Origin of the sequence: Peribacillus sp. YIM B13472 (genome assembly GCF_042788005.1) — a bacterium.
GTDB classification, from domain to species: Bacteria; Bacillota; Bacilli; order Bacillales; family DSM-1321; genus Peribacillus; species Peribacillus simplex_E.
This window is the reverse complement of sequence record NZ_JBHZPG010000053.1, coordinates 1-22,469: the sequence shown is the minus strand read 5'-3', so window position 1 is coordinate 22,469 and position 22,469 is coordinate 1. Positions and strand designations below refer to the sequence as shown.

The 22,469-nt window shown below is 35.4% G+C and carries 30 protein-coding genes and 1 pseudogene; 23 read left to right on the top strand and 8 right to left on the bottom strand.

Translation table 11 applies throughout. The features are described 5' to 3' along the window. The 7 genes from ACFX4I_RS25070 to ACFX4I_RS25040 all read left to right on the top strand — a co-directional run. Positions 1 to 565 (top strand): DNA/RNA non-specific endonuclease (locus tag ACFX4I_RS25070; RefSeq protein ID WP_377423831.1); only part of this gene is annotated, 565 nt, incomplete at its 5' end. 11 nt (positions 566 to 576) lie between these two features. Next, a complete protein-coding gene (locus ACFX4I_RS25065) occupies positions 577 to 1,047 on the top strand; it encodes a hypothetical protein (protein WP_048685322.1) in 471 nt (156 codons plus the stop codon). Positions 1,048 to 1,408: 361 nt separating this feature from the next. Continuing rightward, on the top strand, positions 1,409 to 1,600 hold the full coding sequence (locus tag ACFX4I_RS25060; RefSeq protein WP_377423829.1) for a hypothetical protein: 192 nt from the start codon (positions 1,409 to 1,411) through the stop codon (positions 1,598 to 1,600). 66 nt (positions 1,601 to 1,666) lie between these two features. After that, the gene (locus ACFX4I_RS25055) at positions 1,667 to 2,215 is read left to right on the top strand and encodes a DNA/RNA non-specific endonuclease (protein ID WP_230304070.1); all 549 of its coding nucleotides are present in this window, start codon (positions 1,667 to 1,669) and stop codon (positions 2,213 to 2,215) included. Between the two features lie 3 nt (positions 2,216 to 2,218). After that, a complete protein-coding gene (locus tag ACFX4I_RS25050) occupies positions 2,219 to 2,686 on the top strand; it encodes an immunity protein YezG family protein (RefSeq protein WP_230304069.1) in 468 nt (155 codons plus the stop codon). Positions 2,687 to 3,011: 325 nt separating this feature from the next. Continuing rightward, entirely contained in the window at positions 3,012 to 3,431 is a 420-nt protein-coding gene (locus ACFX4I_RS25045; protein ID WP_283932987.1) for a hypothetical protein, read from the top strand. 246 nt (positions 3,432 to 3,677) lie between these two features. Then, positions 3,678 to 3,854: a hypothetical protein gene (locus ACFX4I_RS25040; RefSeq protein ID WP_230304067.1), complete on the top strand. Its 177-nt coding sequence runs from the start codon at positions 3,678 to 3,680 to the stop codon at positions 3,852 to 3,854. A 2,245-nt stretch (positions 3,855 to 6,099) separates the two neighbouring features. On the opposite strand, the gene ACFX4I_RS25035 is transcribed toward ACFX4I_RS25040, so the two are convergent. From ACFX4I_RS25035 to ACFX4I_RS25025, 3 genes are read right to left on the bottom strand one after another with little or no spacing between them, the layout of a single operon-like run. Next, positions 6,100 to 6,381, bottom strand: a complete 282-nt coding sequence (locus ACFX4I_RS25035; RefSeq protein ID WP_309519009.1) for a hypothetical protein — start codon at positions 6,379 to 6,381, stop codon at positions 6,100 to 6,102. 10 nt (positions 6,382 to 6,391) lie between these two features. Beyond that, entirely contained in the window at positions 6,392 to 6,781 is a 390-nt protein-coding gene (locus ACFX4I_RS25030; RefSeq protein WP_230304065.1) for an SHOCT-like domain-containing protein, read from the bottom strand. Between the two features lie 13 nt (positions 6,782 to 6,794). Then, a complete protein-coding gene (locus ACFX4I_RS25025; RefSeq protein WP_230304064.1) occupies positions 6,795 to 7,160 on the bottom strand; it encodes a DUF2089 domain-containing protein in 366 nt (121 codons plus the stop codon). 564 nt (positions 7,161 to 7,724) lie between these two features. On the opposite strand from ACFX4I_RS25025, the gene ACFX4I_RS25020 reads away from it, so the two are divergent. The 3 genes from ACFX4I_RS25020 (at position 7,725) to ACFX4I_RS25010 (ending at position 11,247) form a co-directional block, all read left to right on the top strand. Next, on the top strand, positions 7,725 to 7,940 hold the full coding sequence (locus ACFX4I_RS25020) for a hypothetical protein (protein WP_230304063.1): 216 nt from the start codon (positions 7,725 to 7,727) through the stop codon (positions 7,938 to 7,940). 159 nt (positions 7,941 to 8,099) lie between these two features. Continuing rightward, positions 8,100 to 9,062 (top strand): peptidoglycan-binding protein, encoded by a 963-nt coding sequence (locus ACFX4I_RS25015; protein WP_377423824.1) that lies wholly within the window; start codon positions 8,100 to 8,102, stop codon positions 9,060 to 9,062. Between the two features lie 580 nt (positions 9,063 to 9,642). Next, positions 9,643 to 11,247: a phosphodiester glycosidase family protein gene (locus ACFX4I_RS25010; RefSeq protein ID WP_377423822.1), complete on the top strand. Its 1,605-nt coding sequence runs from the start codon at positions 9,643 to 9,645 to the stop codon at positions 11,245 to 11,247. Between the two features lie 321 nt (positions 11,248 to 11,568). On the opposite strand, the gene ACFX4I_RS25005 is transcribed toward ACFX4I_RS25010, so the two are convergent. After that, positions 11,569 to 12,165, bottom strand: a complete 597-nt coding sequence (locus ACFX4I_RS25005; protein WP_377423820.1) for a TetR/AcrR family transcriptional regulator — start codon at positions 12,163 to 12,165, stop codon at positions 11,569 to 11,571. 7 nt (positions 12,166 to 12,172) lie between these two features. After that, complete coding sequence (locus ACFX4I_RS25000) at positions 12,173 to 12,925, bottom strand: alpha/beta fold hydrolase (RefSeq protein WP_377423817.1); 753 nt, start codon at positions 12,923 to 12,925, stop codon at positions 12,173 to 12,175. A 235-nt stretch (positions 12,926 to 13,160) separates the two neighbouring features. Here ACFX4I_RS25000 and ACFX4I_RS24995 point away from each other — a divergent pair, with 235 nt between their 5' ends. Next, a complete protein-coding gene (locus tag ACFX4I_RS24995; RefSeq protein ID WP_377423815.1) occupies positions 13,161 to 14,039 on the top strand; it encodes an acyltransferase in 879 nt (292 codons plus the stop codon). Positions 14,040 to 14,430: 391 nt separating this feature from the next. On the opposite strand, the pseudogene ACFX4I_RS24990 reads toward ACFX4I_RS24995, so the two are convergent. Further along, positions 14,431 to 14,607 (bottom strand): annotated as a pseudogene (locus tag ACFX4I_RS24990) (DUF3898 domain-containing protein); the annotation flags it as partial. Positions 14,608 to 14,632: 25 nt separating this feature from the next. Here ACFX4I_RS24990 and ACFX4I_RS24985 point away from each other — a divergent pair. From ACFX4I_RS24985 to ACFX4I_RS24950, 8 genes are all read left to right on the top strand, one after another. Continuing rightward, positions 14,633 to 15,199 carry a hypothetical protein gene (locus ACFX4I_RS24985; protein ID WP_377423812.1) on the top strand — a complete coding sequence of 189 codons (567 nt, stop codon included), beginning with the start codon at positions 14,633 to 14,635 and terminating at the stop codon, positions 15,197 to 15,199. A 661-nt stretch (positions 15,200 to 15,860) separates the two neighbouring features. Continuing rightward, entirely contained in the window at positions 15,861 to 16,079 is a 219-nt protein-coding gene (locus ACFX4I_RS24980) for an HNH endonuclease (RefSeq protein ID WP_377423809.1), read from the top strand. A gap of 386 nt (positions 16,080 to 16,465) precedes the next feature. Continuing rightward, entirely contained in the window at positions 16,466 to 16,690 is a 225-nt protein-coding gene (locus tag ACFX4I_RS24975) for a hypothetical protein (protein ID WP_192204703.1), read from the top strand. Positions 16,691 to 17,057: 367 nt separating this feature from the next. Then, complete coding sequence (locus tag ACFX4I_RS24970) at positions 17,058 to 17,513, top strand: endonuclease domain-containing protein (protein ID WP_377423806.1); 456 nt, start codon at positions 17,058 to 17,060, stop codon at positions 17,511 to 17,513. A gap of 1 nt (position 17,514) precedes the next feature. Beyond that, a complete protein-coding gene (locus ACFX4I_RS24965) occupies positions 17,515 to 17,772 on the top strand; it encodes a hypothetical protein (RefSeq protein WP_095396085.1) in 258 nt (85 codons plus the stop codon). Positions 17,773 to 17,924: 152 nt separating this feature from the next. Continuing rightward, positions 17,925 to 18,083, top strand: a complete 159-nt coding sequence (locus ACFX4I_RS24960; RefSeq protein WP_377423833.1) for a YolD-like family protein — start codon at positions 17,925 to 17,927, stop codon at positions 18,081 to 18,083. Between the two features lie 371 nt (positions 18,084 to 18,454). Further along, positions 18,455 to 18,622: a hypothetical protein gene (locus ACFX4I_RS24955; RefSeq protein ID WP_153246107.1), complete on the top strand. Its 168-nt coding sequence runs from the start codon at positions 18,455 to 18,457 to the stop codon at positions 18,620 to 18,622. Between the two features lie 24 nt (positions 18,623 to 18,646). Beyond that, a complete protein-coding gene (locus ACFX4I_RS24950) occupies positions 18,647 to 18,904 on the top strand; it encodes a hypothetical protein (RefSeq protein WP_377423803.1) in 258 nt (85 codons plus the stop codon). 139 nt (positions 18,905 to 19,043) lie between these two features. Here the strand turns inward: ACFX4I_RS24950 and ACFX4I_RS24945 are convergent, their stop codons facing one another. Next, a complete protein-coding gene (locus ACFX4I_RS24945; protein ID WP_096340597.1) occupies positions 19,044 to 19,583 on the bottom strand; it encodes an ECF transporter S component in 540 nt (179 codons plus the stop codon). Positions 19,584 to 19,792: 209 nt separating this feature from the next. On the opposite strand from ACFX4I_RS24945, the gene ACFX4I_RS24940 reads away from it, so the two are divergent. After that, positions 19,793 to 20,641, top strand: a complete 849-nt coding sequence (locus tag ACFX4I_RS24940; RefSeq protein ID WP_377423800.1) for a pyridoxamine kinase — start codon at positions 19,793 to 19,795, stop codon at positions 20,639 to 20,641. 307 nt (positions 20,642 to 20,948) lie between these two features. Further along, the gene (locus tag ACFX4I_RS24935; protein WP_053346496.1) at positions 20,949 to 21,152 is read left to right on the top strand and encodes a hypothetical protein; all 204 of its coding nucleotides are present in this window, start codon (positions 20,949 to 20,951) and stop codon (positions 21,150 to 21,152) included. Positions 21,153 to 21,271: 119 nt separating this feature from the next. Here ACFX4I_RS24935 and ACFX4I_RS24930 read toward each other — a convergent pair whose 3' ends face one another. Next, on the bottom strand, positions 21,272 to 21,505 hold the full coding sequence (locus tag ACFX4I_RS24930) for a helix-turn-helix domain-containing protein (RefSeq protein WP_061463132.1): 234 nt from the start codon (positions 21,503 to 21,505) through the stop codon (positions 21,272 to 21,274). 197 nt (positions 21,506 to 21,702) lie between these two features. Between ACFX4I_RS24930 and ACFX4I_RS24925 the strand changes: the two genes are divergently transcribed. After that, the gene (locus ACFX4I_RS24925; RefSeq protein WP_377423796.1) at positions 21,703 to 21,963 is read left to right on the top strand and encodes a hypothetical protein; all 261 of its coding nucleotides are present in this window, start codon (positions 21,703 to 21,705) and stop codon (positions 21,961 to 21,963) included. After that, positions 21,963 to 22,136, top strand: coding sequence for a hypothetical protein (locus ACFX4I_RS24920; RefSeq protein WP_179891100.1), 174 nt, complete (start codon positions 21,963 to 21,965; stop codon positions 22,134 to 22,136). The genes ACFX4I_RS24925 and ACFX4I_RS24920 overlap by 1 nt, the downstream gene beginning before the upstream one ends. Positions 22,137 to 22,469: the final 333 nt, after the last annotated feature.

Below are 22,469 nucleotides of genomic sequence, written 5' to 3'. Positions count from 1 at the left end.
AATTAAGGAAGCCTATCAGAAATTCACGGTGAAGGATAGAAAAGTAGAGGCTGTTTCAGGGGAGAGTGTTCCTAAGGGTACGGGTAATAAAACAAGTCAGGTTCCAGATGGTATCATTAGGGACGGTAGTCATATGTATAAAGATAGAACGTTAAAACCAAATGTTAAGTATCAAGCAGGAGAATATGAGTATTTATATGAGACAGACAACATGGGGAGGCTTAAAGAGTTTAATGCAGATGACTTAAAATTAACAGAAAGAGCAAGTAGATTACCACATAAATCTAATACGCCAGGAAAAGAAGTCGGAGATCATGCTGGACATTTAGCTGCTGATAGATCTGGAGGTTCTCCTGATTTAGATAATCTTGTATCTCAATCGAGTAGTGTAAATTTGAGCAAATACAAGAAGTTAGAAAATCAATGGGCTACAGCTATAAAAGAAGGTAAATTTGTTTCCGTCAATGTTAAAGTTAATTATGATGGGGATAAAATGAGACCGAGTGGTTTCGATATAGAATATGAAATAGATGGACGTGTGAGATTCATTAGTATAGAGAATTAGGAGGTATAGCTATGGAAAAGGTATTTGAAGATTACTTTTCAGAGTACCAATCAGATATGGTGGCCATTTGTTTAGAGTATGTCGATAATAAAGCAGATGACATATATATATATTGTTCTTATGAACCAAAAATGTATGTTTTTGATGTTTTCTACAAAATCAACGGAAAGATTGTTCATAAACATCAATTAAATGAAGCAATAAAAAACTCTGAGGGTCAACATAATGTAGTGTATGATGTTTCAAGAGAAAGACAAAAGGCTACTTTAAGAATCGGGAATGAAAATTTGAAACTTATCCATAAAAAGTGTGAAGAGTTTAATAAAGAGATGCCTACTGAGATAAAATTACATTATAATGTGAAACAAAACAGTTTAAAAGGTCAATACAAATATGATTTAGTATATTCTAATGATGACGAACTATTGCCTGATGATATCTTTGATATATGGTTCGAAGATGTGAAACAAAGGAATTTGTAAATAAGACCTTGATTGGCTTTTGCCTTTCAAGGCTTTTTTGCTTTAATTGTTTTAAGGTTAAAGTGATCACATTAATATGGATTAAAATCGGGTTGGGAGTGTACGCAAGTGGTTGGATAAAGTGACATGAAAAGTAAAGCAATCAAATCAAATAACGGAGTCGATCCAGTAACAGGGCGCAAGCTGTCCAGCAGACCATGCGTTCGATGCCTATAGAACGACAAAAGGCTTTAGCCTCCTCCAGAAAACCGAATACGGAATATACGGACTCCTCGCAGCCAACGGCCTCGGCGAAGCGGCAACCGGCAAAGACATGTTCGGCAACCAGCTAACCGAGGAACAGCGACAGAACGGCCTGTTGATGGCACTTGGAATCGGCGGTGTGGCAGGTGCGGCCAAAGTCGCCGATAAAGTAGCGAATGGTACAAAGTTCGTCCCTTACAGCAAGAAATTTGCGCAAAAGCAGGTTCAGAAGGTCCAAGCCTTCGGCAGGGAAATCGGTAAAGTGGAAGTACCTCTTCGTATCAGAGTCAAAGAGTTAGCCACGGCGTAGGGAAACAACTTCAAGCATGTCACTTTTGATAAAACGACTATTAAGGATATCGTACAGAAGTTTGCGGTGAAGAGTAATGGTGGTAAGGGTAAAGGCAAAGTAGTGCTTGCAAAGGGCTCCATTGAAATTACAAAAGTGGAGTATGGAAAGCATTATACAAGAGAGCGAATGAAGAAAGTTTTAAAACCGAATATTGAATATACATCCCCTGGTGGTCATGTATATAAAACAGACGAAAAGGGTCGGATAACAAGTGTAGAAGGTTCTCTCGACTTAGGCAGTGGTAAACGAAACAATTATGCTCAGCGGATTGCTGGAAGGGAAGACCGCTTGCCAGATGATCAAGGGGGCCACTTAATCGCCAGCATATTTAAAGGATCTGGTCATCTAGACAACCTTGTTCCTATGAATGCAAACCTGAATATGGGAGAATGGAAAAAACTCGAAATATCTTGGGCAAAAGCTTTAGACAGTAATCCTCCTAAAACAGTAGAAGTGAAAATATATCCTGTGTATGAGGGAAATTCAACTCGACCTACAAGTTTCGACATAGAGTATAAAATTGACGATGGCCGTTGGGATTTAAGAACATTCGAAAATAGAGCAGGGGGATAAAAAATGAATGAATCAAAACTAAATGAATATTACCTGAAAATAGCTCAAACTGTAAATGAGATGATTCCAGAAGAATGGAGTAAAGTAATTTTGTATGGAGAAGTTAATGAGGGGACAGGGACTGCGTTCTTTTTCTATCAGTCAAATATTAATGATAAACTCATATATAGTCACGATATCCCTGAATTACATAGTATTAGTAGAATAGAGTATAGAGATACATGGCGGAGGTTAATAAAGGTTTTAAAAGAATTATCAGATGAATTTAAAGATAATAATCAAGAACAATGGACCAATTTAACTTTTACTTTAGAAAGTACAGGAAAATTTAAGGTTGACTATGATTATGAAGATTTATCAGATGCAGATGATCACGAAAGAAGGGTTATTTGGGAATATACTCGTTTGGGTCTTTTACCTGAAACTGAATATGATAAGAGTATTTTAGAAGAATACCTCAAGAAAGAATAATGGAGGATAAAAAAAGCTTGTTTTTTTGTATGACCTTAACGGTAAAGTTAAGGTCTTTTCATTGTAGAATAGAATATGTATCGTTTTAAGTTATATCGGGCTTCTCAGATAAAAGGCCGTTAGGTCTAAAAAAGATATATAGATAAGAATATGGATTTACTGACCTCAGACATCGTGATTAAATACAAGTGGTACAAAGTTCATCCCTTACAGCAAAGAATTTGCGCAAAAGCAGGTTCAGAAGGTTCAAGCTACAATAACAGACATAGCGAGATCAGGAAAAACCAAGTTAAAAAATATAGGTGACGAACTAGGCAAAAAAGAAATGCCTAAACGGATAAGTTTGGAACAAGTTTCCCTTGCAGGAGGACCAACCCTGGTTCAAGCTACAATAACAGACATTGCGAAATCAGGAAAAACCACGTTAAAAAATATAGGTGAAGAACTAGGTAAGAAGGAAATTCCTAAACGTATAAGTGTGGAACAAGTTTCCCTCGCAGGAGGACCAAACCTTCCCCAAGTTGTAATGGAAAAGCAGACAATTAAGGAAGCCTATCCTCAAAATGTTAACAACTTCAAAGACAAAATCGAAAACCTACTGTTTAAATGGGTAAATAGAAGAAGCCAAAGGAAATCCTTTACATGTGATAAATACAGAATCTTTCTTAATAAATATCCACTACCTTCACCAAGAATTAAAGTGAATATATACGCTTTAAGAAAAGAGATTAGCTACATTCTGTAAATGATGACTAGGAGGAGCCATTAATAGCGCAAGCACGGTTCCGTGAGAGGTTCCCTTCTACTCGACTATCGCCATAAGAAGGCTGCCAATTGGCGGCAATTTGAATGTGCGATTCTTATCATACATTCAAATTAGAGAAAAACATACCCTTGTACAACTAATCTGGTAGTTTAGCTGAAGAAAAATTGTATTACTTTTCATCAATTAGGAAATTATATAATTAAGAACAAAAAGGAGGGAACAGAGATGGAAGTAAATATGAGTGTTGAAGAAGTCGTGAATCAAATTTCTGAATTAGTAGAAAAAGAAGGGAAGCCACCTCGGAAGAAAGAGGTAAAGAAGTCAGATCCGGAGTTAATGAAAAATGCATTGTATTATTTTCCTAGTTGGGATTATGCAGTAGAACATAGCATTGGATCTTAACCATAAACTATACATAAACATTTATTTTCCAAATTAGTGTATAATCCTTTCGCTATTTAAAAATTACAAATGAGTTGTGTTGGATCCCACCACAGAAGCTACCTTTAGTGAAAGGGGAGTTTTTGTGGTTTTTTATATTTGTTCCCGTCCCCTAGTGGACTGACGTTTTTTCATAAAGTAACGTTCTTACTGCATCAAAATGATAAAATATTAATGTTGTTTTTAGGGAGTTTTACAGCTAAAGGCCGAGTTTCTTTTCCTTATTTGAGTCTGTAAAAACGCTAAAGTATTTTAATAAACAAATGATTTTTCTTTTTTATCTTTCATATTCGTCTACCCAGACATTGAATGACATTTTAACAACTTCGCCATGATAAAATGAACCATAGTTAGCATCATATTTATGGTTCACCACTTCTACGCATGGTGGACATCCGTATTTTTTATATCACTTTGTACAAAATGGTGAAGGCACCTCTCACATTGAGAGGTGCCTTTCTCATAAACAGGCATGGGTCCAAGTTGCCTTTAGGATCAGCGTCTTAATATCAATGATATTTTGTGGACCGGCTAAAAAAAGAAATGGAACTTGATAAGTAAATCATGGAAGGACTATTAATATTCAAGCCCCTACAAATTAGCCCTGGATTCGTCCCATTTTAGGTGAATCCAGGGTTTTGTTAATTTCTTAGCATTTATAAAGGTGGTTGTAAACTGGAAGCTTCTAATAATAACCATAATTAATGATAAGAATATTTTCATAAGAGAGAGTACTTCAAGAGGTTGGAGGGGACGGGGTATCCAATTTATTGTCAACATATTCAACGATATGAAAAGCCATATTTCTGCTCATGGATTTGATGTTTTCTGGTATTGGCTAATGAATGACCCCCTCTTTAAAATTGATTAATGTGTAAAATTCTATTTATCACTTATGGTTGTTAACATAATTATGTTATGGACTATTAAATGAGGGTCATATATTGATGACCATTTGGAAGTATAGAAAGGAAGAAATGCATAAAACAAGTTTTTGACTTTTAATACTAAACATCTCGTCATCGGTTTCAGCTCATGAGACCAAAATAAAAGTAATAACCGGAGAAGACGGGTCAGTAGTCTTAATTAAAATAAAAAAAAGATGTATGGGTTCATACAACTCCTGATCCTTCACTGGAAACAATAGCAACAACGTTAACAGTTGGAAATATGAAAATCCAAGTATACTTCCCCGGAGAAGCCCTACATGGCTGTCAAAGTATAACTTATTATTTGGTGATATGACTTTCTCGCTGGAACTAAAGAATCTGGAATCATTGATGAAGCGAACATGGAAGCATGGCCAAATACGATGAAAAATTTAATGTAATATATAGATGCGAAAATCGCCATAAAAATTGGGGAGATTTAGTTTGCTACCTCATACATTTGGAAATTGTGCAGAATCATGGAAAATGAATTAATTTGCATTCACTTCTAAACTTTTATCAACTTGTCCACACCTTCCACCAGTCCAAGCATATACAATAGTAAGGAGGGGTTAGGATGGAGATAAATTGTTGTTATGAGGAAAAATGTTTTGAGGACAATGATCCCAGTACAGTATGGTTTCCTGGAAAACGTTGTAAATGTAAATGCAAATGCAAAAAAAACAAGCGCCGTAATCATTAATCACTAAAAGAATGAAGCAACATAAAAAGTTGTTCAACAGAGGCAGTCCTTGTGGCTGCCTTTTTTATTTGGACATGCAGTTGTAGATTAGGATGTATTAAGCCAGTCTTTCTTAAGGATATGCCTGCGTAATCATTGGAGGTTGAAAATATGGAACAAAACGAATGAAAATAAATCGAAAGCTGGTTGAGGATTGGCGAAGTGTGCTGGAGGTTGGATGATTTTTGGAACTGACGCTGTCACTTTAGGAGATAATTTGCACCTGTTTTAAGTTGTATTTTGCACTATAAGCAAATTTAATAAGCCCAATTGTTGCTTTCAAAATAAAGATCGATTAAAAAAGTGTTTTAAGCTTTATTTAATAACGTATGTAAAAACCCCATTTTGAAAAAGGATTGATTCAAAATGGAGTTACTCTATTTAGCTAAGTATGAGTTTTTAAAAGTTGGATTAAAAGTCCTTATTCCACTAAAGCATACGTTTGTTTAAGTGCATTTTTTCACATCAATCCTCTTTAAATGGAAGGATAATTTAATCAAAATGCCAGTCAGTGGTCGGAGTATTCTATATTAATTTAAAGTCTAACCTTAATCTCAGTGCCGTCCTTAGCTTTGACATCTACTAGTACGATCCCTTTATAATTTTTCAGTTCCTTGACGATAGGCTTTAGCGTTTTTTTGTCTATTAGTGGAAAGGTAAAGTCCAGTTTTTTTCTTTTGAAGTGCTCTTTTGTCCATTTGTTTGCATTTTGCTGAAAAAATTTTGAAGACAAAATTGAAATAACAATGTTTAAAATAGCATATGGAATTGGGATGGAAAACCGAACGTCTTTTGCTTTCACTTTTACATGCATCATAAGCAAATCACTAATCAATGATGACTGAAACGGTATCCCCGTTTGCCGATTTAATATCAACAATTTGGCCATCTAATTCGTTTTCGATTGCTTCAATAATAAGGCTTATGTTTATATCCTTAACGTATTTTTCCGATTGAGGAATACTCGCTGCGATGCTGTGTCCAGCCATTAATGCTACCTTGACAAGTTTTATAGGCAAATTGACCGTGACGTTATCATTTTCGGCTGATACAACACGAATTTTTAATGTTTTATCTAAATATTTAGTCGGTTTTTCAAAAAGCTTATTACCTGTTTCATCTTTCTCTTTTAATACTTGAATCAGTTCTGATCCCTTATCTGCATCAATCTTCCCTTCTTGAACCATTGTTAACACTCTTGTAATTTCCTCTTTCATGATAAATTCCTCCTTATTCCTCTTTTAAGAGCTTAATAGCTTCTTCTGGTGTGATTTCGCCATTTTCCAACATGGTGACAACTTTTTTCTCGTCTACTTCATTTTTCTTCTTCTGCACATATCCAAGGGATGAAATGATGTCTGTTAGCTTGCCTCGAACCGTTGGATACGAAATCCCCAGTTCCTTTTCAACTTCTTTGATATTCCCTCTGCATGTTAAAAATACTTCCACAAAATGAAGCTGATCCTTTGAAAAGGATGCCAGCTTAGATAATTCAAACTCATTTTCAATCGTGGTGTGACAATGAGAGCACTGCAACTTTGTAATTTTCAATGTTTCACTGCAGACAGGACAATTTGTGATTACTTTATAAGCCATAATGACATTCCTTTCTTTTATTTGATTCGATTATATAACAAGAAATTAAAAATATAAACAATAAAATTTAAATTTTTAATCATAAAAATCAATAATATTAATTTGTTATTTAATATTATTGATTATCTGTTTTCGTTATTCATTCAAGTATTATATTTACCATGGTGGTAGAAATTGCACACATCCCTATTGGTAAAAATACCTAGTTGCAAAATGAGCACGATTACTTAGACTATGAGATGCTGATTAATAATCCCTGGATATTTGATATTAATATTCCAACTGAAGATGATTCAGCAGTCGTAGCATTGATGTATTATTTATTGAATAAGAACTTGAAAATTACTTCTTCCATATTTTAGTTATTCCAGAATAGGGTGCTATTGTTAAATAAAACTTAGATTTTTAAACGACTTTATTGTTATATTTTTAAGTACAGTGAAGTATCTTATTTCGAAAATTAAACGAATATATTTTAATCCCGTCCTAAATTTAGAACGGGGTCTTCTTAGCCAGTTTTTCCTGTATAATAATACTATATTTTACATTCAGGAGGAATTATCTATGGACCAAGCCAGCAGTCTAATAGGGCTTTTTGCAATCATACCGATTTTGTTTTATCTGGGACTTATTGTTTTAAGTATTTATTTCATAATTAAAATAATAAAATTCATCAATGCAAAGACAAGATTAGATCAAGAAAGAAATGAAAAGCTGGATGAATTGATAAAAGTTATTGGCAAAGATAAAGATAAAGAAAATCAAAATAAGCCATTATAAAAATGAAAGCACAGTCCCTTTAAGGGTTGTGCTTTTGTTATTTTATGTATGGATGATGAACCCATATTAGGTCCACATAAAAGGGCGTTTTATATAACGTCAAGGTAGGTGTACAAGCATTTCCTAGTAAGTACCATAACATATTAGGAGGTGATAAAATTGACAGTTAAATTAGAAACTTTATTGGATCGTTCGGAAAAGAATCTGGGCAGCGGAATTCATCCAGTCGTAAAAGAATCAGCATTGGAAATGGTTAAACGGGCATACGAAGAAGGCATTTTTGTCCAAATCAGTGCAGGTTATCGGTCTATGGAGGAGCAAGCTAAGCTATATGGTCAAGGTCGCCTAGGTTATATCTACGACGGAAACAACTATAGTGATTTATCGAAACCGAGAGTGACAAACGCGATGCCAGGTCAATCTTACCATAACTATGGACTAGCCATTGATTACTTCATAGTCAACGATGATGGAAAAAATGCCATTTGGACAATTGATGCAAAATGGAAACGGGTAGCGGCTATTGGTAAATCCTTGGGCTTTTCATGGGGCGGGGATTGGTCAAGCTTTAAAGATTATCCACACTTGGATATGACGGGCGGACTAACTTATTCTCAGTTAAAAGCAGGAACAAAGCCTAGACTGATATCAAAAGTGAATGGAGCCACTCCACCAGCAATACAAGTCGAATCGGAAGTCATTGTAAAAGATACGCCTGCAAAGGACAGCGGCAATCAGACTATCAAGTCCATCCAAAGGACATTAAATAGCCAGTATAATGCAAAAATAGATGTTGATGGTTATTATGGTCCTAATACTAAAAAAGCTTTGATAAAGGGTTTTCAAAACGAATTGAATAAACAATATGGTGCAAAGATTAATGTTGATGGGATATGGGGACCCCAAACAAAAGCGGCATCACCTAATGTTAGGGAAGGGGCGAAAGGGAATATCACCTATATCCTTCAAGCTGCACTTTATTTGGAAGGACAAAATCCACATGGCATAGATGGTATCTTTGGAAGCGTCACGGAAATAGCGGTTAAGGCATTTCAAAGGGCCAAGGGAATACCTGCAGACGGTATAGCAGGTGAAAATACCTTTGCAAAGCTATTTGGATAATATATGAGAATAAAACTATGATGCTTAAATACAATTGGCTTAGAAAAAAAGAGCTAAAAATGAGGGCTTTTTTTGTATGAATAAAAAATGATTTTTATACTAGCAGTTTTTTTAAAAGTAAATATCCCAATCGTTCAAGAAACGTAGTATAAGAAAAGTAAGAACACATACTGGGACAAGAAATGTAACCGCATTTACGATATGGAAGTACTTTAATGCGGAATGATTTATACCCTTCACTTTAATCACTAAATAGAACAATGATAAGGTTGCAATAATTGGGCATAGCAAGCCAAGAGCTGTTAAAACCCTTGAAATTGGGTAGTTCATACTACTAAGTCCAATGATGAATGAAGCAAGGCAAGATTAAGGCTTTGTTAAAAGTAAAGGTTGATTTACTGAGTACAAAGAGAAAATATCCAAAAGTTGTCCTTTCACAAATATGAATTGTAATATTTATCGAGTATTTATACTCATTTTTGTTCACTTAAAATTGACTGAAATATAATGGTCTTTTTAATTTTCCATCACATTTAGACAATAAAGTTAAAGGAAGACATAACTTTATTGGAGGAAAAAGATGAAAAAAATATGGAAAAAGCCAATTTTGCCTATCGCTTCTATTAGTCTAGCGTCATTGATGATTGTAAATGCGATTCCAGAAACTCCAGTTCAAGCAGAATTGAATGTTCATTCACAAGTGCAAATGAAAGATCATGTGCTTCCGCTGGGAACGTCTAATTTGCATGAGCAAAGAACTTCTATGAATCCAGCACCAGGAGTGACGTATACCAAAATCAATCGTGGTGAAACATCTTCTAAAGACTATTTCACAGTGGATGTGGCATTTCTAGAAACACAGAAGCAGGCAAAGATATTGTTGGGAAATTTAAAGAGAGACGGTTTCAAAAATGCTCGCATTATAAGGGAACCGGATCGGGCCTTGGATGACAGGGAAAAAGGTCCACTTGGATACATTGTACGCATCGGCCAATATCAGCAGGAAGCGGATGCAGCCGAAATGAGAAACAAGTTATCGGATAAGGGATATTCGGGTCTGCGGACTGTGTATACGGGTGAAGACGGAGAGAAAACAACAGGACCATGGGTAGTAAACGTACTTGAAGTGGATCAGGATCGATTTCAAGGGCATGTGGTGCCTGAATTAGCAAATGATGCAGTGATAGGAAAAGAAACATTGACCCAAATGGCTGACAGAAATGATGCCATTGCAGGAGTTAATGCTGGATACTTTGTTGTTGGAGCCAAGGATGGTACACCAGGCGATCTTGCCGGTATATTCGCCAGCAAAGGTCAACTTGTCAGTGAAGCGATAAATGGCCGTTCAGCTCTGATTTTATCTTCTGTTGAAGAGAAGGCAAACATTGCATCTGTTTCCACGTCCATTCAGGCTACTTCATCTGATGGTGCGGTTAGGGAAGTGGATGGATTAAATCGTAAGCCGGGATTGATCCGCAATTGTGGCGGTGTTGGAGGAGATACGACAACAGAACGGCCGAAACATGATTATACTTGTATGGATGAAAGTGAGCTTATCCAATATACATCCGTATTTGGAGAAAAGACGGAATCGGGCGATGGAGTGGAAGTGGTAGTGAATCATGCCGGGGAAGTGGCGGAAATCCGTAACCATCGTGGGGGAATGATTCCAAGCAGCGGTTCTGTTCTTGCAGGAACGGGGGAAGCGGCAGAATGGCTTCGTGACCATGCCCAACAAGGAATGAAGATTCAGGTGAAGAGTGAAATCATCGGGGATGGAAAGCTATTAAAATTAGACCAAACCACTAGCATGATTAACGGAGGTCCTCGATTATTGGAAAACGGAGAAATTTCCATTAATGCCGTAGAGGAAGGCTTTCACTGGAAAGAAGATCCTGGGTTTTACTATCGTTTTGGGGAACGTCGTAATCCTAGAACACTTGCAGGAATAAAAGAGAATGGCAATCTATTATTTGTCACCATTGATGGACGCGCTCCCGGATGGAGTGTGGGGGCAAATTTTGAAGAAAGTGCAAAAGTCATGAAGTCATTAGGAGCTGTAGATGCCATCAATCTTGACGGCGGCGGATCGACGACCATGACAGTTGGGGCTGGCCGAGTCACAAGACCATCTGACGCAACAGGTGAACGCCCGATTGCCGACGGAATATTGTTAGTAAAATAATAGATGAACATGTAAAGGAGATAAAGGGTAACTTCTTCATATATTCAGAAGATAACTCTAAGAAGCAGTGATATTAGTTATAGTTCAAACCGGCCGTCACGAATAAACTAAAAAATCTCTTCAGATAGATTTCTGAAGAGATTTTTTAGTAATGGGATCAACCGACCAAGATCACAAAGAATTAAGCTATTTATTGTTTGAACTTGAGGCATCAAATAAGGTTAATCATGGGGATTGATTTCAATTGACGAAATCTTTTACTCCATTTTAGCAACCAAATGTTGAAGTTCCTCATTTAATCTTTATTCAATATATGACCTATCAAACGGTAGACTTGTTACAAAACTCCCTTATAATCTGGTTCTTTATTTCTTCTACCGGAAACCCTTGTTGATAGGTTGAAATCATCAACATAATACCTTGTAGCACAGATGAAAAATATAATGATCGTTTCCTTGGTTCCTTTTCCCCCATACTTTCAAATATTTTACATTGAAACTCGAATTGTCTAGCATTTGCTTCAATTATGAGATGACTGTATTTTATCAACTCTTCATCAGCCTTGGGCTGTGTTTGCAGGTGTAGATAGAAGCGATGGACTTCCGGTTTCTCGAGGATATTTTCGATGGCACCATTGACTATATGTTCAAGCTGTTCACGTGGTGTATTTAAGGTGAACGCTTCTTCCATGACTTCAACCACCTCCCTGATTCTGGCCTCGACCATTTCAGAAAGCAGTTCTTCTTTTCCTTTGTAATAGTTATAGAGTAACCCTTTAGAAATACCCGCCTTCTTGGCTATATCGCTTATAGAAGTAGCGTAATATCCTTGTTTCATAAATAACTCCATGGCTGCAGCACGAATTTTTTCTTTGGATGCTTGGCGAATACGGTCATTCTCTTCGGGTGTACGTGGCATTTTAACTTCAATCCTCCATAAAAGCAGTGAATTCTTGATATAAAACTTCTGAATGGGTGAGGGGCAGCATATGATCGGCATCCTCTAGTTGGATGAAAAGGATGTTTGAAACCTTCCGGAAACAATCGGCAACCCGAAAATTGTCTGCCAAGTCCTTTTTGCCGATAAAAAATAAAGTTTCGGGGTTCAATTCTTCTAATCGTCCCATTGCTGGCGGCTGAGGCCATTTCATACAGAAATCAGCGGGCCACTTAAGCATGCGCCCGAAATGATGCCTGAGCATTTGAACAGTGAGATCTTTGTGCGGACTATCGATAACAACCTGATAAGTTGGTGAATGAAGGGCAAGATTCAACATCTTATCTATATTGGGGGAATTTTCCAAAATCTTGTCATGATTTTGTTCAAACTCCCTTGAATAGGGAAAACCAGTTAAAGAAGGAGCAATTAATACAAGTTTCGATACTCTTTCAGGGTAATTAAGAGCGAAATCAGTTGCAATCTGTCCGCCCATGGAATGTCCTATAAGCGTTGCCTGATTAAGTTCTAGATAATCCATTAATGTCAATACATCGTCAACATAGTTTGCATGTTTGATGGGGGATGGCGATTTACCAGCACCACGGCCATCAAAAGCAATAACTTGGTAGTCCTTAGATAAAAGAGAAGCCAAAAATGTCCATTGCCTCAAATCAGCACCACCGCCATGAATTAGAACATCAGGATGACCACTGCCAGTAATCTCAAAATGTAAATCCAATGCAACCCCTCCGTTTTTTACTGAATTTTCAGTATTGTTTTATTATTGAATGAACGTTTAGTCAATATAAAATCTAAGATATTATTTCTATTCCGCATAATGGCGCTAATCTATAGTAAATCCGAAGGCTTCAGCTTTACATCTCCTCAGGTTTTCTTAGCAGTCTTTGTGTTGAGTAAAAAATGATGTATAATGAACACGTTTTCAACACTTTGAAAAAGAGGGTACGAATAGTATGGAAATCATTTCGAATATCTTACAGAAACCAGAAACGGATAATGAAATACTCTTTATAGGAAATACCGAAGATGAGATTTCGTTTGTGAATAGTAAAATTAAATTGTTTGGTGAAGGAAATCGGTTAATTATTGAACGTGGAGCGGAATTTAAAGATGCGACGCTAAGTTTTAATGGCAACAACTCGCTCATATTCATTGGGAAATCCAAACGCAATGCAACGATGAGAATCAATGTTTGGAATGACAATACATTTTTCCTAGGTCGCAACTATTCATTTAATGGAGCAGCGAGATTTATTCTCTCTGAGCAAAAGAATCTATTCATCGGTGATGATAATATGTTTTCAAGTGGTGTAGTCGTTCGTTTGGCAGATCCACATTTGATCTACGATGGAACAACTCGTAAACGGATTAACCCAACAAAGAGTGTGTACTTAGGTGACCACATTTGGATTGGGCAGGACGTCATGATTCTAAAAGGAGTGGAAGTTGGTTCAGGTTCAATTTTAGGTGCAATGTCACTCGTGACAAAATCGCTACCATCAAATGTATCAGCTGCAGGAAGTCCTGCACGTGTGGTGCGGAAAAATGTTTTTTGGGCACGTCCGTCTGTCCATGCGTATACTGAAAAAGAAACAGCAGAATCACAAAAATTCCCAGATGGGCGTTTTGTCTATACGCCAAAACGCTCAATAGCAAAACATTTTGCAAAAATTGAAGAACAGCTAAATACCGCAACTTCTGTAGAGGAGAAGACTGACATATTAACGCCTTATCTTGATGTAACAAGTAAGAATCGTTTCTTTCTTCCTGTGCCTCATGAGAAAAAGGAAACATTTCTCGATCGAACCTTTCGCAAAGGAAGTAAGAAGTAAATGAATGAATTATTCCAGATTAAAATTAGAAAATTCCAAATGGTAACTAAGAATGATGGATAAAGGAAAAATTGTAGTTTTTTAAAATGCATTTAAGGGGTTTAGTTTCTTATTGTCTTTTATAGGGTTGTTCCTTTTCTACAAAGGAAGATTAGCAATGGGAATAAGGTTGAAGAAGGAACAACTGAATAACTTATTGTTTAGTTATAAACGAAAAGACAGAAGCAAAGATTAGCTCACTGTCTTTTTTGATTTTATATTTTTAGTTACTTATTAAAGGAAGCCCTTATTAACATGTTTTAGAGCATAAATTTGATCACACAGGTGATCACAAACGCTTAAATGGCACTGTTTTTATGATCACAAATCATCACAAATCATCACCATTCCCTCAAACCTTCCTACTAATCCGCTTCACAATCTCCATCAAATCATCCGGCCTGTGAAATTCAATCGGCGAAACGCCTTTATCGAACTCTATCGTATCGGATTCTATCATCAATACATACTTCCCATTAATCTTTCCTAAATGGATGCTGTCGCCGAAATCGGCTAGTAGTCCTTTGATAGAACAGGGGAGATGTTTATGTAATATGGGTTTTAAAAAAGGTATGATTTCCATTATTTCTTTTGTTTTATTTGTAGGTATTGTATTTTCACCGATTTCTATCCAAACAAATCAATCGTCGGCATATGCTACTACTACCATTGAAAAGGATAAAATTCTATCAGTATTAGAAGTTATACAAAATGGTATTGTTGAAGAAAATGATGAAATTAAGTTAAACTTAGATTATGCTAAAGAAAATGGTCTATCGACTGCTGAAGTTAACAATCTCCAACAGGCACTTATTGGAATTTCTTCAGATGATTTAAAAGAAATTGAAAGCGCAACAGAATCATTAGAGAAAGAAATACTTAAACAAGACGATTTTATTCAAATAAACGAACTATCAGCGTCAGCTATAGGTAGACATTCTCCACCGCCTTCAGGATTCGAAAAGGCTTTAAAACTTGTATTTGGGGCTGTTGTTGGGATGACTGTTGCTACTTTAATAGTTCAAGACTTGTATAAATTAGGAGCTTATTCTGCTTGCCACAAATGGGGTAAAAAGAAACCTAAAGTTAAAAAGGCTTGTAAAGCACTAGGATACTGGTAAAATATCCGAAACTAAGGGGGAAACACATTGTTTGACATACCTGACTTTTCGAGAATAAAAATGCTGAAATTATCGTTACATTCTTTGCTTTTATGCATTTTATTAAGCTTAGTTAGTTTAATTATCAACGATGTTTTTTCAATTATCGTTGATAAAAGAATTAATTTAAATTTATTTTTTATTCCAATAATCATGGTTTTTTGGGTTTTGATAGCAGTTAAAAAACCAACATACCAAAAATGATTTCTGGATAGGAGTCTGGGCACAAGCTCAGGCTTTTTTTATTTGTCTAAATAAGGGAGTGTTAACCGTGAATCAATTCATGCATGACATGACCCGTATGACAGAAAGAGAGACTAATTGAGTATTGGTGGTTATGGTTAATCATAATTACTATTGCTATAATGTACGGATCGATAGTTAAGTGTAAGTAGGACTAAGAAGTTAAGGACATGATGAGTATGCAACTACTTAAGCAATGCAGTAAGTGTGGAGTACTTATGACTCAAGGTAATGGTGCTATGTGTGATGAATGTAAGGGGAAGAGTACATCAAGACACAAGGACTATGACAAGAGGACAGGAACAAGGAGTCAGCTAATGTGTATAACAATAAGCAATGGCGTGATGTAAGACACAGAGTGAAGGTAAGAGCCTTGTACATGTGTCGAGTGCGCTATGACAACACAAGGATCAAGTCAATGCATACTGTGCATCATATCATACCTGTTGAAGAGGATGTATATAAGGAGTTTATTTACAATACGAGCAATTTAATTAGCCTATGTCAAAGATGTCATCTACAAACACATGTAACGTATGAGAAGAGTAAAGTTGAGAAGGAAAAACTACAAGAATATCTGAGGAGATTAGTCGGATAGGGGTAGGGGAGGGTTCAAAAACTATTTAGAAAATGAATAAACACCCCCGCAGCCCCCATTCGTAGCAAAAGCTAAAATAGCTACAAAATACCTGAAGAATAAGTTGAAGTCTGCTGGTAAAAAATATAAGTTAGAATGGAATGTGAAAAATAGTAAAGGTAAAATTACATCATTATTAAAAATAACTCATAAACCCTCTAAAACACAGATTTTTCGTTTAGATAATGGTAAACTCGGACTAAAACCAGGTACAAATGATTGGTTTTGGCATTATCATATAGGTGATACAAAAGGCAAAATGAAGCATCATTATTCATTAAGGTCACTTGTACCATCTAAATATAAGCCGCTATCGAATACAACATTGTATTAAAAAGGAGTAAACTATGAAAATATATGATATTCCCCTATCGGGTTTTTTAATTAATAATTTAGTAGCTTATGAGAGCGAAGAAAATGATAACCAAATAGTTTACCAAATAAAAAAAGGGAAAGTTCAAGTCTTAGGTGAATTTAGATCAGTAAAATATGATAGTGGTATTGCATATATTATTTTTGCTAATGATGAAGTGATTTCAGTTGACAAGGACATGGTAAAGTTAAAAGACTAAATAAAACCCTTCTCTTTTGAGAGGGGCTTTTTTATATCAAGAACTTAACAGTATGCACTTTACTCATCTCATTCATACCCCCATAGCAATATTCAGATAATTACGAATTAAATATTTCCCCCTCGCGCTCCCCCTTACTCACTCACTTCGTTCTCTCTTAACAAATCTTCATATCGCAGTCACACCAAGAGATTAGACTTGTATTACATTGGTAACACTAATGAGTAGAAAATACGTAATTGATTAGTTAATAATTCGTTGATTTCTGCTAGATAATTAGTAGAGGATTATTAATTACTTAGTAAATGATATGTAGAAAGTTCGTATCTAGTGCTTGTACCTACGAGAAAGGGGAAATTTATTTACAATGGTAGAATATGTCGTATTTTTTGGACTTGTCATAATAGGTTTTGTCTTTCTAGGTTTGGACATGCGAAGAAGTAAAGGAGTTACAGTGGATCATTACATTCCTCCATACTTTGTGGAAGTAGTTAAATGTCAAAGTCCAATTGAGAAGAGGGTATTAAAAGCATTATGGATGAGGGATTATAAACCAACGACACAGTATCCAATAAGAAGATATAGAATTGATCTGGCTTTTCCAGAATATCGACTAGCCATTGAATGTGATGGTAAAGATTTTCATTCAAGTAAGAAAGCTAAAGCACATGATAGGAAACGAGATGCATATCTAAGATCAATTGGATGGAAAACGCTGCGATTTAGTGGAAGTGCTATCAATGGTAATATGAGCAAGGTGATAACTCGAATTGTATCTGAAATCCAAAAGAAATGCTCAAGTGGATGCCATTCGGAGGATTAATATGACAAAAAGTAAAGTAGAAACAATTGAATACGTCAACAAAAACGGTGAGTTAGTTAAAGCAAAGATAAGTGATTATGATGAAATTGCATATTATAAAGACTTTAATGAAAAGGGTAAAATAGTTACTCGAAAGATTATTGATACTGAAGAATTCACATATATCGAAGGAATTGGAATAGCAACGGAAGAAGGTAGCTTGGATATGGAGAAGTTAATAAAAACACTGTTACAGGAAAAATACCTACGTTATCTTTAGAAGGAAAATTTTCCCCTTCATTTTTTTTGATTAAATTAAGAACAAATGTTCTATAATGTATTTATAGAATGAAATGGAGATGTTCTTATGTCAATAAAAGATCGTGGAAAGCTTAAATGGCAACCAGCTTTGATGCTGCCAGAGCATGTTAAATTGAAGCAAATAAGGATTATTACCGTCAGGTAAAGCCAATATTAGATGAGTACCAGTTAGAGGAGTTTGAAAACAAGATACATACCGCAATGGAGTTTGCTTCACTTGTAAAGTTTACAGTTTGGGAAGGTGGATTTGATTGGGAGTATACAGGCTAGATCCATTCACCAAGGCGATATATTTGGAGCTGGAAAATGAGAAGGGACATATTATTAAGGTGAAGTTTGAAGATCTTGTAGCGGTAGAAGTAATGGAGTGAAAAAATGACTAAAGCAAAACCAAAAAGAAAACTGTCGATTAAGAGTAGAACATTCCTAAATGAATTTACAGTAGATGAATACTTGAAAAAAGAAGTGAAGTTAATCTTAGCTAAATATACAAAATGAATAGAAATCACCAGTCTATACGATTGGTGATTTTTTATTTTCTATAATTTTACTCGTTACTATTTTCATAGATAATTTAGTGAAATGTGAATATAAGATATTTTGTTTGGAGATTATTATGTAGGACAGGAGAGTGATATTGATTGGATAAAAAGTCAAAGAAAATTAATCTTAATGATGTCGATATGACCGATGTAGAAGTTATTTCAGCGGATAATATCGATATTAATGAATATTTTAGAAGGAAGCTTTTCGAGTGTATAGCCAAAGAAGAAAGTAGGCTGTTTTTGTATAAGGAAAAGAATAAATAGTTTAATTGAAAGGACTATTCTAATGTGAAAAAGAGTAAACCAAGAAAAGAACTGCGAGGAAATGGCTATTTTGTAAATGAACCTAACTACGAATTAATGGCTAAGGCGTTTATGGAACTATACTTTAGTTTTACTAAAGGTGGATCTGGAGATGTAGAATTCGACAAATTAGGCACGATAGCTTTATTTTCTGCATTGGCAAATGATGAAGAAGGGAAACAAAAGGAATTAGATAAAATGAGAGCTCACGTTAAAAGACTTAAGAATGAAAAAAAGAAATAGATAAAGTCTTGTCGTGGTCATCTAGTTTACCCTCTGCATGCAGAGTACCGATAAAAAGGGAAGCAAACAAAACATAGCCCCCAAATACACCATCCATGTAGTATTTGGGGGCTACTTGACGTTTACCTTTATAGCGAATTTACTTAAAATAAGGAACCTTTTTCAAAGCCACACAAACTGGAACGGCAACGATAATTCCTAATATATTTTGAACGAGATCTCCAGGTATCGAAGCTAAAGGTGCAATCCAATTACCGTATAGAATCCCTTCACCAATATAATAAACAGCTATCATAAATGGAATGGAAACGATTGTTGCTATTACATTGAAAGCAATGCTAGTACCGTTGCGACCCTTTGACCAAGCGATTTTACCAACTATATATCCTTGCAAACCACGCGCCACAATGGTGATAGGTGCCCACAATGTCCACCCTCCAACTATATCAAATAACCCCATTCCTATCGCACCAGCAAGAGCTGCTTTTTTAGGACCAAATAAAATAGATGCAATAAAAAGCATAGCTGTTCCTAAATGAACTAACCCTCCATTTGCGGCAATTGGCAGTTTAATATTCAAAAAGAAAGTAGATAGGAACACAAGTGCAATCAACATTGCGGTAATAATTAAATCCATAGTTTTTTGACTTGACCTTGAATAACTTTGTGTATTTTGCATATCTGTAAACCTTCCTAACTAGAATTTTCCTATGATTTTAGCAAAAGACTGGTGTCTATAAAAGTGTCAATTTATTAAAAAACTATGAGGTCAGTTGATAAAAAATACAGATATTATACGTATTGAAAAGAGAGAGGAGATGACTGTTTTTAGCTGATTTATGATAAGATAAATAAAGTTTAAAGTGGATAGGCCATATGGAGGTTATTATGAAAAAAGTTGCTGTACTACAGGATTTATCATCTTTTGGAAAATGTTCATTAACAGCTGCAATTCCGGTTCTTTCGGTCATGGGCGTGCAGGCATGCCCTTTACCAACGGCCATATTGACTGCGCAAACCGGATATCCAAGTTTTTTTTGTGAAGATTTTACATCCAAAATGAAATACTTCATAGAAGAATGGAGCAAGCTTAATGTAACCTTTGATGGAATCTATACCGGCTTCGTTACTGGTGAAGAGCAAATTAATAATATTTTCCATTTTTTAGATAAATTTTATACAAAAGAAACCATTTTACTTGTTGATCCAGTAATGGGGGATATAGGAGAAGTCTATAAACTTTTTACCGATGAATTACTGGTACTTATGAGAGAACTGGTGAAGCGTGCAGATGTCATTACACCAAATGTTACAGAGTGCTGTTTATTAACCGGATTGTCTTATGAAAAGCTGCATAGCTATTCAAACGAAGAGGACTATATTAAAGCGATAGAAGAAGCAGGGAATATGTTGCAGCAAGAAACGGGAGCTCAGGTTATCATCACTGGAATGAATCCACCGTCAGCAGATTCAGAGGAGCAGTTTATCGGAAATATGTATTTGGACGGAAGTAGAACCTTTTATAGTGCGACGCAGTATAACGGTGAAAGCTATTCAGGTACTGGTGATTTATTTGCATCTGTGATTATGGGAAGCATGATGCGTGGAGAGAACCTAGAAAAATCCGTACAGCTCGCAGTGGCATTCCTGACAGAGGCTATCAATGATTCCTCCTTGGAGCAAATTCCTAAAGTAGAAGGAGTTAACTTCGAAAAATATTTACGAATGTTATTATGAATGCTTTAAAAAATGGAAAAAATAGAGTAACAAAAGCTCGGCTTTTTGACTAACCGAGCTTTTTGTATAAATCAAATAGTACTTATATTTTGCCGAATATTGTAAAAAATCACTTAAATAATAAGGAAACTTTCTATTTACCTCACAACAGCCAGTATTTATGTTCGTTAAAGTTTGAAAATATTTAACTTCCATAGACCTTTACAAAGATTAAGAAAAATTACTTGAAGAAAAAACAATATTATCTACAATCGAGGAATTAGAAGCTCTATTTCCTGATAAGGATAGATCAGAAATTATAAAGAAAATGCGTCAATTAGGTTGCTTAGAATTAAAAAACGCAAAAATTCCATGGAGTGCAAAAACAAATAAAGAAGATAGACCGCCTTGTAAAATTACTTATGCTAATGAGCCTAATATGGAATTAATGGCTAAAGCATTCACTCACCTATATTATGAACTATTAAAGAAGGGTAAACTTAACGATAAACCTTGGCTTGAAGAGGAATGAAAAAAGCTAAAGAATATACCTCAGCTCAGTTAAGGGGAATTAATAAAGAAAGAAAAGCTAGTGATAATAATATCTTTTACAATAAATTTCCTGTTTATACAAAAGACCACCAGTAATTGCTATTGGTGGTTTTCTTCAGTTTGAACTAATTCAATTTCAAATAAATCTTCTATAGATATATCTAATGCTCTGGATATTAAAACTGTATGAGTATCCTTATGACTTTCTAATTTATCAAACCTTGAAATGTTTCCTTGAGGGATTCCTGTAAGTTCACTCAATTTAACTTGTGTCATTCCTCTTTCCTTCAATACTTTACCTAATCTTGGAGTGACCTTTACTGTAGTTTTCATTCTCATACAACCCCTTTTATTTACTTATATAATTATACTATATCCTATATCGTCTAGAATATAAAAAAATAATTTGGAAAAATTGTAATTTATTGTTGATATAATATATACTATATAGCATAGTTAACTTATCAGCAAGACGGACAACGAAAAAATCCAAACAAAAAACAGCCGAAAGGCAAAAGGGGATAAATAATATGACAACTCAAACAATTGAGGTTAAAAAGGTATTCGTAACTGACAACCAAGAGCAATGGATTGTATTTGAAGAAGAAATGCAAGCAGGATTCCAATACAAACTTGCTACTATTGACGACCTTCACAATTATGTAGCTGGAACTGGCGAAGTGTTTACATACAACGTAGAAACATCAGAGGGTGTGGTTCAATGGCATGAAGAACACTTTCCTTATGATTCTCCAGTTGACTACATCTGTGAATACAGGGTGATCAACTAATGAATAACAGATATCTTCCTTCCATTACTCTCGCCAATGATGTCCTCCAAGAAATTATCACAGCCACTGAGTTAGAGATTACCGAGTTAAAGAAGCAACTTGATAAATATACGATAGGAAAGGTAATAAAGAAGCTGCAAAAGTCACGGTGGAAGTGTTATTCGCTACAATGAGGAAGCTAACATCTTATGAGAAAATGCAAAAGAATCTTCCTAAACGTGGCAGGCAAGGGGAAATTTATAACTTTGAAATACCAGAACGTGAAGTTGTATGAAAACAAGTTCTATAAGAAAAGAGCCTAAGTAGCAGTATTTACTTAGGCTCATGATAAGCATGCATTTCTAAAAAATATATTTAACTTCTTAATTGAAAATAGGACTTAGAAAAAATAAACAAACTGGAGAAACTACTAACAAAAGTTAGTAGTTACAGTTTGTAGACAAAAGGGGTTCGGAATTAAAAAATTCTGAAACCCTTTTGAAATTCCCTTTGAATTTTCGCCTAAA

Excerpts from the sequence above, each read along its gene's own strand:
- ACFX4I_RS24940 (WP_377423800.1), top strand. The coding sequence starts at position 19,793 with ATGAAAAAAGTTGCTGTACTACAGGATTTATCATCTTTTGGAAAATGT.
- ACFX4I_RS24920 (WP_179891100.1), top strand. The coding sequence starts at position 21,963 with ATGAATAACAGATATCTTCCTTCCATTACTCTCGCCAATGATGTCCTC.
- ACFX4I_RS24945 (WP_096340597.1), bottom strand. The coding sequence starts at position 19,583 with ATGCAAAATACACAAAGTTATTCAAGGTCAAGTCAAAAAACTATGGAT.
- ACFX4I_RS25010 (WP_377423822.1), top strand. The coding sequence starts at position 9,643 with ATGAAAAAAATATGGAAAAAGCCAATTTTGCCTATCGCTTCTATTAGT.
- ACFX4I_RS25050 (WP_230304069.1), top strand. The coding sequence starts at position 2,219 with ATGAATGAATCAAAACTAAATGAATATTACCTGAAAATAGCTCAAACT.
- ACFX4I_RS24995 (WP_377423815.1), top strand. The coding sequence starts at position 13,161 with ATGGAAATCATTTCGAATATCTTACAGAAACCAGAAACGGATAATGAA.
- ACFX4I_RS24935 (WP_053346496.1), top strand. The coding sequence starts at position 20,949 with ATGCGTCAATTAGGTTGCTTAGAATTAAAAAACGCAAAAATTCCATGG.
- ACFX4I_RS25005 (WP_377423820.1), bottom strand. The coding sequence starts at position 12,165 with ATGCCACGTACACCCGAAGAGAATGACCGTATTCGCCAAGCATCCAAA.
- ACFX4I_RS25065 (WP_048685322.1), top strand. The coding sequence starts at position 577 with ATGGAAAAGGTATTTGAAGATTACTTTTCAGAGTACCAATCAGATATG.
- ACFX4I_RS25035 (WP_309519009.1), bottom strand. The coding sequence starts at position 6,381 with ATGATGCATGTAAAAGTGAAAGCAAAAGACGTTCGGTTTTCCATCCCA.
- ACFX4I_RS25060 (WP_377423829.1), top strand. The coding sequence starts at position 1,409 with ATGGCACTTGGAATCGGCGGTGTGGCAGGTGCGGCCAAAGTCGCCGAT.
- ACFX4I_RS24925 (WP_377423796.1), top strand. The coding sequence starts at position 21,703 with ATGACAACTCAAACAATTGAGGTTAAAAAGGTATTCGTAACTGACAAC.
- ACFX4I_RS24930 (WP_061463132.1), bottom strand. The coding sequence starts at position 21,505 with ATGAAAACTACAGTAAAGGTCACTCCAAGATTAGGTAAAGTATTGAAG.
- ACFX4I_RS24985 (WP_377423812.1), top strand. The coding sequence starts at position 14,633 with ATGGGTTTTAAAAAAGGTATGATTTCCATTATTTCTTTTGTTTTATTT.
- ACFX4I_RS25030 (WP_230304065.1), bottom strand. The coding sequence starts at position 6,781 with ATGAAAGAGGAAATTACAAGAGTGTTAACAATGGTTCAAGAAGGGAAG.
- ACFX4I_RS25025 (WP_230304064.1), bottom strand. The coding sequence starts at position 7,160 with ATGGCTTATAAAGTAATCACAAATTGTCCTGTCTGCAGTGAAACATTG.
- ACFX4I_RS25045 (WP_283932987.1), top strand. The coding sequence starts at position 3,012 with ATGCCTAAACGGATAAGTTTGGAACAAGTTTCCCTTGCAGGAGGACCA.
- ACFX4I_RS24970 (WP_377423806.1), top strand. The coding sequence starts at position 17,058 with ATGGTAGAATATGTCGTATTTTTTGGACTTGTCATAATAGGTTTTGTC.
- ACFX4I_RS24980 (WP_377423809.1), top strand. The coding sequence starts at position 15,861 with ATGTGTCGAGTGCGCTATGACAACACAAGGATCAAGTCAATGCATACT.
- ACFX4I_RS25020 (WP_230304063.1), top strand. The coding sequence starts at position 7,725 with ATGGACCAAGCCAGCAGTCTAATAGGGCTTTTTGCAATCATACCGATT.
- ACFX4I_RS24965 (WP_095396085.1), top strand. The coding sequence starts at position 17,515 with ATGACAAAAAGTAAAGTAGAAACAATTGAATACGTCAACAAAAACGGT.
- ACFX4I_RS24975 (WP_192204703.1), top strand. The coding sequence starts at position 16,466 with ATGAAAATATATGATATTCCCCTATCGGGTTTTTTAATTAATAATTTA.
- ACFX4I_RS25040 (WP_230304067.1), top strand. The coding sequence starts at position 3,678 with ATGGAAGTAAATATGAGTGTTGAAGAAGTCGTGAATCAAATTTCTGAA.